The organism is Haemophilus sp. SZY H35 (assembly GCF_018829705.1).
GTDB classification, from domain to species: domain Bacteria; phylum Pseudomonadota; class Gammaproteobacteria; order Enterobacterales; family Pasteurellaceae; genus Haemophilus; species Haemophilus haemolyticus_K.
Map to the genome: position 1 here is coordinate 114,075 of NZ_JAHKJZ010000001.1, position 12,046 is coordinate 126,120.

At 39.3% G+C, this 12,046-nt stretch carries 4 protein-coding genes; all 4 read left to right on the forward strand.

What is annotated here, in order from left to right; genetic code table 11:
• The first annotated feature begins 155 nt into the window (after positions 1–155).
• The 4 genes from KP710_RS00525 (at position 156) to KP710_RS00540 (ending at position 11,936) form a co-directional block, all read left to right on the forward strand.
• Complete coding sequence (locus KP710_RS00525; RefSeq protein WP_048953680.1) at positions 156–2,621, forward strand: glycogen/starch/alpha-glucan phosphorylase; 2,466 nt, start codon at positions 156–158, stop codon at positions 2,619–2,621.
• Between the two features lie 181 nt (positions 2,622–2,802).
• Entirely contained in the window at positions 2,803–4,578 is a 1,776-nt protein-coding gene (locus KP710_RS00530; protein ID WP_215770838.1) for a ShlB/FhaC/HecB family hemolysin secretion/activation protein, read from the forward strand.
• Positions 4,579–4,648: 70 nt separating this feature from the next.
• Positions 4,649–11,575 (forward strand): two-partner secretion domain-containing protein, encoded by a 6,927-nt coding sequence (locus KP710_RS00535; RefSeq protein WP_215770839.1) that lies wholly within the window; start codon positions 4,649–4,651, stop codon positions 11,573–11,575.
• 1 nt (position 11,576) lies between these two features.
• On the forward strand, positions 11,577–11,936 hold the full coding sequence (locus KP710_RS00540) for a hypothetical protein (RefSeq protein WP_140449769.1): 360 nt from the start codon (positions 11,577–11,579) through the stop codon (positions 11,934–11,936).
• Positions 11,937–12,046: the final 110 nt, after the last annotated feature.

The window sequence follows — 12,046 nt, forward strand, 5'->3', positions numbered from 1 at the left end:
AGCATAAAATTTGAACGAATTTATTAGAGGTATAAAGGTTCTCGGATACAAAGAGCGGTCTATTTCGATTGATTTTTTGAAATGTGCGTGAATTTTTAAATCAACATCTCTTTTATTATAGATAATTTTTTAACATTCAAACCGAGGTTTTACTTATGATAATGGATAATTTTGATTCTCCATTCCTATACAATCGCCCACAAATGACTGTTGAGGCAATCAAAAAATCAATTGTTTATAAGCTTATTTTTTTAATTGGTCGATCACCGCGTGAAGCGAGCCAACGCGATTGGCTTAACGCAACACTCCACGCTGTGCGTGACTTAGTAACAGAGGGTTGGATCACCACTGCGCGTCAAACTCGAGCGGAAGATTCCCGCCGTGTTTACTACCTTTCAATGGAATTCTTAATTGGACGTACCCTTTCTAATGCCATGATTGCAGAAGGTATTTATGGATTAGCACAAGAAGCCTTGTCTGAATTAAATGTGGATTTAGAAGAAGTGTTGGAAAAAGAAGTTGATCCTGGCTTGGGTAATGGCGGTTTAGGTCGTTTGGCTGCTTGCTTTATGGACTCTATCGCCACTTTAGGCTTACCCGGTATGGGCTACGGGATTCGTTATGAATATGGTATGTTCCGCCAAAAAATCGAAAATGGTCAGCAAGTTGAGTGCCCAGATGCATGGCTTGAAAAAGGAGCACCTTGGGAGTTCATTCGTCCATCTAAACGCTTTACCGTAGAATTTGGTGGAAACATTCATTTCGAAGGCAAAAAATGTATTTGGCAAGATACCGAAAAAGTGACTGCGCTTGCTTACGACCAAATGATTCCGGGTTATCAAAACAATTCTGCAGCAACATTACGCTTATGGTCTGCTCATGCAGGTGAAGTATTTAATCTTGCAGACTTCAACCGTGGTGAACACCTAGCAGCATTAGAAGAACACTCCGCAAATAAAAACTTATCTCGCGTACTTTATCCTGATGATTCTACTTGGAATGGTCGCGAATTACGTTTACGTCAAGAGTATTTCTTAGTATCTGCATCACTTCAAGATATTTTACGCCGTCACAAACGCACCCATGATAGCCTTGAAAACTTGGCTGATAAAGTGGCAATTCATTTAAATGACACACATCCAGCTTTAGCAATTCCTGAGTTAATGCGAATTTTAGTGGACGACGAAGGTTTCGAATGGAAAAAAGCTTGGGAGATGACGCGTAATATTTTCTCTTACACCTGCCATACTTTAATGTCAGAAGCATTAGAAACTTGGCCAGTGGAAATGATGGCAAAAATCTTGCCACGTCATTTACAGATGATTTTTGAAATCAATGATCATTTCTTAGAGTATGTTCGTTCTTACGTCACCACGGATAACGATTTTATTCGTCGTGTTTCATTGATTGAAGAAGGTTATCAACGTAAAGTGCGTATGGGATGGCTATCCGTGGTAGGTTCACACAAAATTAACGGAGTTGCCGAAATTCATTCCGATTTAATGGTGACTTCAACCTTTGCAGATTTCGCTCGTATTTTCCCAGAACGCTTTACCAATGTGACAAACGGTATTACCCCTCGTCGTTGGTTAGCCGTTGCGAATCCACAGTTAGCAGACTTATTCGATAAATACATTGGTTCAGAATGGCGTTGTGATTTAAGTCAAATCGAAAAACTTAAACCATTTACGCAAGAAAAAGCATTTAAAGAAGCGATTGCGGATATTAAATTTGCGAATAAAGTGAAATTGGCGGAATACGTGAAATCTGAATTAGGTGTTGAACTTGATCCACATGCGTTATTTGATGTTCAAGTCAAACGTATTCACGAATATAAACGTCAAATGTTGAACGTATTGCATATTATTGCTCGCTATAATGAAATGCTTGCTCATCCTGAAAAAGATTGGCAACCGCGCGTATTTATTTTAGCTGGTAAAGCTGCTTCGGCTTATTATGCAGCGAAACAAACGATCCATTTAATTAATGATGTTGCTAATGTCATCAATAATGATGAGCGTTTGAAAGGCCGTTTAAAAGTAGTGTTTATTCCAAATTACAGTGTGAGCCTTGCCCAGTTAATTATTCCAGCAGCGGATATTTCAGAGCAAATTTCACTTGCAGGCACAGAGGCTTCTGGCACCAGTAATATGAAGTTTGCCTTAAATGGTGCATTGACACTCGGTACACTTGACGGTGCGAACGTGGAGATTTTGGAAAACGTGGGTGAAGATAACATCTTTATTTTCGGTAACACTGTGGAACAAGTTGAGCAACTTCGTCGAGAAGGGTATCGATCATTTGAATACTATCAAAACGATGCTCAATTACGCACAGTCGTGGATCAAATTATTGAGGGTAAATTCTCACCAGAAGATCCTCAACGTTATCATCAACTATTACAAGGCTTGCAATACCACGATTATTATCAAGCTTTTGCTGATTTCCGTAGTTATGTAGAAACTCAAAAAGCCGTAGATGAAAAATACAAACAACGCGACAAATGGATTGAAAGCACCATTCAAAATATCGTGAATATGGGCTTCTTCTCATCTGACCGCACGATTAAAGAGTACGCAGAGAGAATTTGGAAAGTTGAGCCTGTTCAATTAGGTGATTAATTTTATATTAATAGCCTATAAACAAATTATCTGCATCAAGCCCGAGTTTGATGCAGATTTTTTTATATTTAAACTAATGAAAAATAACAGAAATTACCGATATAAACTTTATGGTCTTTTTAAATAGATTTTGATATCTTATCAACCATAATTTATTAATAACTTTATCTTTAGGGTAACAATGAAAAAATCCTCACACTTTTTTATTTCTAGTTTATTATTTATTTCACCTTTTGGTTTTTCAGCGCCAATCTCACCCAATGCCAATTTAGAAAAACAAATCGATGCCAAACAACAGAGGCAACAAGCGGAACAAGATGCAGCGATTTTAGCGCAGCAAACGCAATCCGCAAATGTGCGTTTAGAGGGGGAAAAAGAAGCCTCTCGTAGCTTTCCGCAGAATGAAGCACAATGTTTTCCTATCAATCAATTGGTGCTGACCGATTATCAAGTTGAAGAAGAAAATCCATCAGCCTCTTCCCTTAAATTAATCCAACCAAGCCAATTTTCTTGGGCATTAAAGTCTGCTTATGCTGAGCGTGATTTTGCGCTACCTGCTTGTATTGGCTCTGAGGGGATTAACGTATTACTTCGCCGTATTCAAAATCGTTTAATTGATTTGGGTTATGTCACCACGCGCGTGGTGGTAGAGCCGCAGGATTTACGTTCAGGCATGCTTGTACTCACCGTGATTCCAGGTAAAGTAGGCCGTATTCAATTACAAGACCAAAGTGCAATTCCATTTGCTACTCGTGGTACCTTATGGTTTGCCATGCCAATGGCGCAGGGGGATATATTAAATATTCGTAATATTGAACAAGGTTTAGAAAACTTAAAACGTGTACCGAGTGCTGATGCGAATATGGAGCTGGTACCAACGGATGCAGTAGGCGAAACCGACGTGGTGATTGCTTATAAGCAAAGCTTACCTTTTCATTTAACCTTGGGATTAGATGATTCTGCCTCAAAAGCAACTGGGCGTTTACAAGGTTCAGCCACGTTTTCTTGGGATAATGTATTCACGCTTAATGATATGTTCTATATCAGTGGTACACGTAGCTTTAAACGTGATAGCGATGATGCGGAAGGCAATTATGGCAGTAAAAATATTAGTCTCTATTATTCTATTCCTTGGAAGAACTATCTCTTAACCCTTTCCGGTTCAAAATATTCTTATCACCAAACGGTGGCTGGCGCGTTTGAGTCTTACACCTATTCAGGTGAAAGCCAACAAATGAAAGCGAACTTAAGTCGCTTATTGTCTCGTGGAAGTCTTCATAAAACCTATGTGAATGCTGCGTTATGGACGAAAAAATCCCATAACTACATCAACGACACCGAAATTGAAGTGCAACGTCGTCGAACAGCAGGTTGGGAAGTAGGCTTAAATCACACCCAATACATTGGTGAAACCGTATTACAACTGTTTGCGAACTATAAACGTGGTACGGGTGGGAATAAATCCCTACCAGCTCCGGAAGAAGAGTTTGGTGAAGGCACTTCCCGCATGCAGATTTTTACTGCAGGCGTTGATTTTACCTATCCTTTCACTATCGGCAATCAACCTTTCCGCTTTAACACCAGCTGGAATGGGCAATGGAACGGCACACCTTTAACACAACAAGATAAATTTAGTATTGGTGGCCGTTATACCGTGCGAGGGTTTGATGGCGAGCTATCACTTTCCGGTGAAAAAGGTTGGTTATGGCGAAATGAGCTAGGTTGGAATATCGCCAATAAGGGACATGAGCTTTATTTAGGGATTGACCGAGGTAAAGTGCACTCTAGCCAAGAAGAGCTTCAAATCGGTGACAGCCTAATGGGCGGCGCAATTGGACTTCGTGGCAAACTATGGGGCATTAACTATGATTATTTCGTAGGTGTTCCAATTAAAAAACCGGAAGGATTTAGAACCAGTCATGTGACAACCGGATTTAATGTGAGCTACCGTTTTTAATGCTCACGCTTTTATGATGAATAAATTGATTAAAACCAAACAGAATTTAAAATTTAAAGGAAATTAAAAAATGAATAAACGTCATTATAAAGTGATTTTTAGCCGCGTATTAAATCAGCTTGTCGTGGTATCTGAGCTAGCAAAATCTCAAGGTAAAGCACAAAGTGAAAATATGAGCTCAGAACAAGAAAAAACAGGATTATTTTCAACCGCACTTTCCTTCTCCCTCAACTCCATTCATTTCAGCTTAATGTTAGCATTAGGCTTTGTCTTTTTGGTTCCATCTGTTCATGCAGAAGATATGGCCATTCGTGCAGATAAATCAGCGCCAGGTAATCAACAGCCCACAGTACTTCAAACAGCGAATGGTTTACCGCAAGTAAATATTCAAACACCAAGTGCAGGTGGGGTATCACGTAACCAGTATTCACAATTTGATGTAGCAGAGAAAGGTGCTGTATTAAACAATGCCCGTAAAGCGGTACAAACGCAAATAGCGGGCTGGGTACAAGGTAACCCGAATCTTGCTCGCGGTGAAGCGAAAGTCATTCTTAACGAGGTAAACTCTGCCAACCCAAGCCGTTTAAAAGGTTATGTGGAAGTCGCAGGCAAGAAAGCAGATGTGGTGATTGCCAACCCAATTGGTATTCAATGTGATGGCTGTGGTGTGATTAATGCTGGGCGTACAACGCTGACAACCGGTAAAGCAGAAGTAGAAAATGGCGAGTTGAAAGGTTATCGCGTAAAAGGCGGTAAGGTAACTGTTGGCCCAAAAGGGATGGATAACAGTCTATCTGATTACACCGATATTATCGCTGATAAAGCGGAAATCAAAGGTGGGTTTTGGTCGAAAAAAGGCATTAAAGTCACCACAGGTAAAAACAACGTTGACCGCACCAATGATTCGGTTGTTTACGTGGGCGATAAAAATACCGACAACACTGACCGCACTTCTGATACCCAAGGCGAAAATCAAAGCTACAGTGTGGATGTGAGCCAACTAGGTGGGATGTATGCGGAGAAAATCCATTTAGTGGATAACGGCCAAGGCCTTGGTGTACGCAATGCGGGACATATCGGTGCATCTGCTGGAAGCGTAAAAATCGATAGCCAAGGTAAGGTTGTCAATGAAGGCTTTATTGGTGGTAGCGAAAATGCTCAACTCAATGCGAAAAAGAATATTGAGAACCGTGGCACCGTTTATGCTAAAGCTCAGGCACAACTTAATGCTCAAAACATTGATAACAAACAGGGTGTGATTGCAGGTAAACAAGTTCAGCTTAACGCGAACAACGTGGATAACCGCAAGCAATCTGATAAAGGCTCTTTAATTGTTGCAACAGAGAAGGTGACGATTAAAGCGAAACATGTAGATAACCAAGGGACGAAAGCTGGCAGCAAAACGGAACAAGGTATCCGTGGTGCTCAAGTGGCTATTACCGCTGAAAATCTTTCTAACCAACAAGGGGGTGTCTACAGTGATGAGCATACCCAACTAGATGTTGCTCAAACTATGGATAACAAACAAGGTGAGATTGAAGCGGGTAAATCAATTGAGTTAAAAGCGAAGACGTTAGCCAATGAAGGTGATATCAAAACCAAAGGGGATTTAACGGTTCGTTTACAAGACAGTTTAACGTTAAATAATGCCTTCCAAGTTGGCGGTAATTTAGATTTTAAAACCGAAGGGGATTTTAAAAATAATAGCCAATTACGTGTAGGTAATAAAGCGGATGTTAAAGCCTCTAATGTGGATAACACTCAAGATGCTGAAATTAGCGGTAATGAAACACGCATTAATACAAATACGTTGACTAACCGAGGCTTAATTGATGGTGCATTGACTGTGGCAAAAGCATTAACCATCAATAACTTAGGTGCCGGTCGTATTTATGGTGACCATGTGGCTTTACAGGGGGATAGTTTAAATAACCTTGAGGAAGGGAATAAATCTGCTGTGATTGCGGCGCGTGAGCGTTTAGATGTGGGTGTGGATAAAGTTTTAAACCGCAATGAAAGTACCCTTTTAAGTATGGGTAAGATTTATGTGGGTAAAGCGTTGGATGAGAACAACCAGGCTACAGGTAAGTCAGCGTATGTTCACAACTACAACGGTGTGATTGAAGCATTAAATCTTTACGATAGTGCGAAAAGTAAAGCAATCACTTTTAATACAGGGACAGTAGAAAATAAACACTTTTTCCTTGAAACAGAAAATGTGGATACTTCGTCTACGCCGGTTTTTGAGTATCGAATTGGGAATGATTCGACTATCTACGGTAAAGACTCTGGGGTTTATAAGGTTAAACAAGATGATAAGAGTAGCCTTGGTGGTTTGAAAAAAAAAGTAAAAAATCTTTATCACATTTTTTCACCAGACGGCAAAATCGAAAGTGATAACTGGCATCAATATGATTATACCCGCACAGTGAATGAAACCATGGTACTTAAACCAAAATACCAGGAAGGGAAGATTTTAAGTGGGGGTGGTATTGATTTTAATGATGCACATGTGGATAACCAAGACAGTAAGGTGATTGCTGGTGGCGTAATTGAAATCGCGGATGGACAATTAGATCAGAAAGAGTTGAAAGGTCGTACTATTGTAACGGATGCAGGTCGTGTAACTGCGTTTTATAAAGGGCGAGCGTGTGCTAAAAAAATTAAGTTCGTAGGATGTATAGATCATTACGATACCACTAAAAGTGATACCAGTATTTATTACAAACAAAATGAAAGTGTGAAAGATTTAGGGGTATTTGCTTATAAAGAAAATGTGTCCCCTGAATTTGCTAATAATGGCGTGGCTAATAAAGGTGATGTGGGGGATGTGGTGTTAAATCGTCTGACACAATCGCTAGATAAATCCTCGCTTTATAATGTGAATCCTAATGCACCAAAAGGTTATGTGATTGAAACTGACCCACGTTTTGCGAATAAGCAAAAATGGTTGAGTTCGGATTATATGTTTAATGCTCTACACTATGATCCAAATAATATGCTGAAACGTTTTGGGGATGGTTTTTATGAGTTGCGTTTAGTGAATGAGCAAATCAATCAGTTAACTGGACGTCGTTATCTTGAAGGTTACCAAAATGATTTAGAGCAATACCAAGGTTTGATGAACAATGGTATACGTTATGCTAAACAATTTAATTTAGTGCCGGGTGTTGGCTTAACCAAAGAACAAATGGCAGAGCTGACCACTGATTTAGTGTGGATGGTGAACCAAGAAATTACCTTGCCAAGTGGTAAAAAACTCAATGTATTAACGCCAAAAATTTATTTGGCTACTAATCGTACACAAGTTACCCCTACAGGCTCTGTGATTTCGGGGGACAGCATTGTGGGTTCGGTAACCAATATGACCAATGAAGGGACGGTGCTTGCGTCGAACCTAGTGAACCTACATGGTCAAGATTTAGAGAACAAAGGTCTGGTTTTTGCTAATAATGTCAACCTTAATGCTAAGCAAAAATTAGTGAACCTTGGTGGCAAGATTGTGGCTGCAGATAGCTTGTCACTTTATGGTGGAAAATCTGTAGAGCTTGGTGCCACCACAACAGAAACACAAAGCCAATTAGGACGTACCGAAACCGGCAATAAGTTTGTCGACCGTCAAAGTGAAGTGATAGTGACAGGTAAAGACGGCAAAATAACTATTCAAAGTGATGGCGATATCACTGCGAAGGCTGCGAAAGTAAAATCGACAGGTACGGTTGATGTGAATGCGAAAAGCAAGCTGTTGGTAACCACTGAGAAGCAAAGTAGTAAAGAGCACTATGATTTTAGCAATAACCATCACTATCACTTAGATAAGGAAAGTGAAGTAGGCTCTGTTATTGAAGGTAAGGATGGAGTGCGCTTAGTTGGTCAAAAAGAAACCATACTTCGTCAAGCTGAGGTAACGAGCGCTAATAGCAAAGTAATGGTTGCCTCTAAAGGAGATGTTCGAATTGAGGAAGGGCGTAATATTGAGCATCTAGATACCCGTAATAAGCAAAAATCTAAAGGTTTATTAACCAAAGAGACTGAAGAGCGTCGACATCATCATGATTATGATATTGCAGAAGGCTCAACCTTAGATGCAGATAAAATTTATATTCATTCGAATAATGGTAATGTCACTATTCAGGGCTCAAATGTAGCAGCTGGTAATGGTTTGACGGTGAAGGCCAAAAATATTGATATTCGTGAAGCTGAGAACCGAGTTTATTCTGATGATTATTATAGTAAGAAAAAATCAGGCATGTTGGGAGGTGGTATTGGAGTAACCTTTGGTTCTCAAAAACAAACCACAGAAAGTGATCAGACTAAGCTTTATGCACAAGGTAGCCAAGTAGGTAGCTTGAACGGTAATACTACGATGATTGCAGAAAACACTTATACTCAGACCGCTAGTAAGGTGAGTGCAATCAAAGACGGCGATGTGAATATTCTGGCGAAAAAAGTCGATATTAAAGCTGCAGATGACAAATATGAAACCAATACCAAACAAAAATTTGAGCAAAAAGGGGTAACCCTTGCCGTTACTTCTCCTGTTATTTCTGCTATTCAAGCAGTACAAAGCACAGTGCAATCAACTAGACAAGTAGGTGCTAGTAAGCACGATCGTGTAAACGCCATGGCGGCAGCCAATGCGGGCTTTGATGCTTACAGTGCAGGCGATAGTGTAATGAACGCGGGTAAATCTATTCAAGATTTTATGGATAGTGGCAATATGGATTCTGTCGTAGGTGTTCAAATTACGTATGGACAACAAAAGAACGAATCAAGAACCCATATTGAAGGTAATACCGCAGCAAAATCTCAAGTAAATGCTGGCGGCAAAGTGAATATTATGGCGACAGGTGCAGGAAAGGATTCTAATATTAGCATTGAAGGTTCAGATGTTTCTGGTAAACAAGGCACGACTTTGATGGCAGATAATCAAGTAAACATCAAAGCAGCAGAACAAAACCATCAAGAACGAAGCACTAATAAATCGAGTGGTTTTAATGCAGGGGTAGCCATTAAAGTGAGTAATGGTGAGGCTGCTGGGATTACTTTAGGCGGTAATTACGGAAAAGGCTATGGCAATGGTGATGAAACCACTTATGTTGCAAGCCATGTGGGAGATAGCCAAAGTAAAACCGTGATTAATGCAGGTGGTGATGCCAATATTATTGGTAGTCAAGTAAAAGGCAAACGAGTAGAACTTAATGCTGAAAACTTGAATATTGAGAGTTTGCAAGATAAATCTCGCTACCATGGTAAACAAATGAATGTAAGTGGTAGTGTGACAGTAGGCGACGGTTTTGCTGCGGGTGGTAGTTTCAATAAATCGAAAGTCAATACAGACTATGCGAGTGTAAATGAACAGGCAGGAATTTTTGCAGGTAATGATGGGTATGATATCGATGTAAAAAATAAAGTTTCTTCTGTTGGTGGCGCTATTCTTTCAAGTGCACCAAAAGAGAAAAATCAAATGACAGCCCAAGATTTCGAATATTCAAATATTCAAAATTATTCTAACGCGAAATCATCTGCGATGGGATTGATGGGCGGTTTTTCTGTAGATCGTGATCAAACTTCTGATGAGGATAAAGCTTTAAATAGAACTTATCGTAAGGATAGAACGAATGAAACCTTTGAGCAGGCAAATCCAAATAAAGCAAATCAATCGCCGGTAAAATTTGGTTTAGGTACAAATGATGTTCATAGCACAGATTTATACGCTGCAGCAAAAATTGGTCTAGCTAATTTAGCGAGCAATAGCAGTCAAAGTGAAAATAATCAGAGTACAACTAATGCTGTGATTAGTGATGGTAACTTTAATATTGCGAGTATACAGGGTAAACAGAATATTGAGACAATCAAGAAATCCACTGAGCAAGAAGTAAACAAACTTGAAAAAGTGGATCATGCGGAACTTCAGAAGGAAGTTGAACAGGATTTTGCAACGATTCAAGCGTTTGCGAAGAATGTTGGTGGTGTTACGGATGAGGCTTATCGAACAATGTTTATCGCAGAACATCGGATGTTTACTCATAAAGTGGATGCAAAAGGAGACCCTATAGAGGATCCTGAAATTCTGAAAAAAATAAATGAAGAAGCGGATGCTAAGGGGTTAGATAGAACAAAATACCTTAAGCAGCAACTAGAAAAAGGACGCAATATTTATTTATTACATGAGTTATCAGATCAAGAACGCAATCAATTACAAAAAGTTACTTATACTGATCCAAAAACAGGGAAAACAGAGAGTAAATATGTCGTTGCATTTAATGGCATCTTTAATGATCGTAATTCCGCCGCAAAATTTGCGGTACAAAACTATATTGCGGGCAGGGATGATAAAACAGGCAATATAGATCAAAAGGTATATAAAGATGTTTATTTTGTTCACCATCCTGAAGCGAAAAATGGTTTGTCAGAGCTCTTAGTGGCGGGTTATGAGAAAATGTTTGAAACTTCTTTTGGAAATCTATTAGGTATGGATAATTCAACTTTACAAGCGATGAACATCATGAAGCAATATGGTAAAGATGATTTATACGTTGGTGCTCATAGTCGTGGAACATTAACTGTTAGTAATGCATTAAAAGCGTTAAATACAGAAGATAACCGAGAGAAAAAATTGCTTTCAAACACCTCTGTTAAAATGGTGGGTCCTGCAGCTGATATAACAAGAGCGGATGGCTATTTAAGTCAATTGCAAACGGGTAAGGAAAGAACCACTTCAGATGGTTCAATTCGGATTGAGAATCATGCTAGTGACCCAGTAGGTAGTATGCCGATTTTATTGGGAGGAAACCCTGCAACGACATCTGAAAATAATCTCAATAAAGGTTGGATTGCACGTATTAGCGATATATTTGGTGACAATTCATCAGTACATAATTGCCATGGCTTAGGACAACGACAATGTATTACTGATGGATATCGAACTGAGGGAGATCTTAAAATGGGAAATGAAAGAACTATTTTTGAATTAAATAAAGCGAAGGAGAAATAAAATGAAAGTACTATTTTCTATATTTTTAATATTAATTCTAAGCGGGTGTTCTTTTGGAGGATTTCAACCTCCACCACCACATGATCATTGGCAGCTACATAATGAGACAGCATTATTTCCGAACTCAGATCCTGATGTTTTAACTAAATATCTTGCTAGAAGAAAAAAAGATATGAAGGATTGCGGTATGGATTTTGTTACCGGTGAAAGTGATAATCCGGAGGTCAACCTTTGTTTAGAGAAAAAAGGTTGGTATTTAGAAGGTGGACCAATATGTGAAGAAAAAACAATGTGGAATAGACCTGCATGTATTCAATGGCGAAAAAAACATAGCAAACCTGATGCTAAGCCTTGGCTGTAATTAACAAAGGTGCTTAAAAGTGCGGTCAATTTTCGGTGAATTTTAAAATCTCTTGAATATTGACCGCACTTTTCTAAAGGCAAGATCTGCTGCCACAGGCACAATTATGA

Coding starts and splice junctions, on each gene's coding strand:
- KP710_RS00525 (WP_048953680.1), top strand. CDS start 156: ATGATAATGGATAATTTTGATTCTCCATTCCTATACAATCGCCCACAA.
- KP710_RS00530 (WP_215770838.1), top strand. CDS start 2,803: ATGAAAAAATCCTCACACTTTTTTATTTCTAGTTTATTATTTATTTCA.
- KP710_RS00535 (WP_215770839.1), top strand. CDS start 4,649: ATGAATAAACGTCATTATAAAGTGATTTTTAGCCGCGTATTAAATCAG.
- KP710_RS00540 (WP_140449769.1), top strand. CDS start 11,577: ATGAAAGTACTATTTTCTATATTTTTAATATTAATTCTAAGCGGGTGT.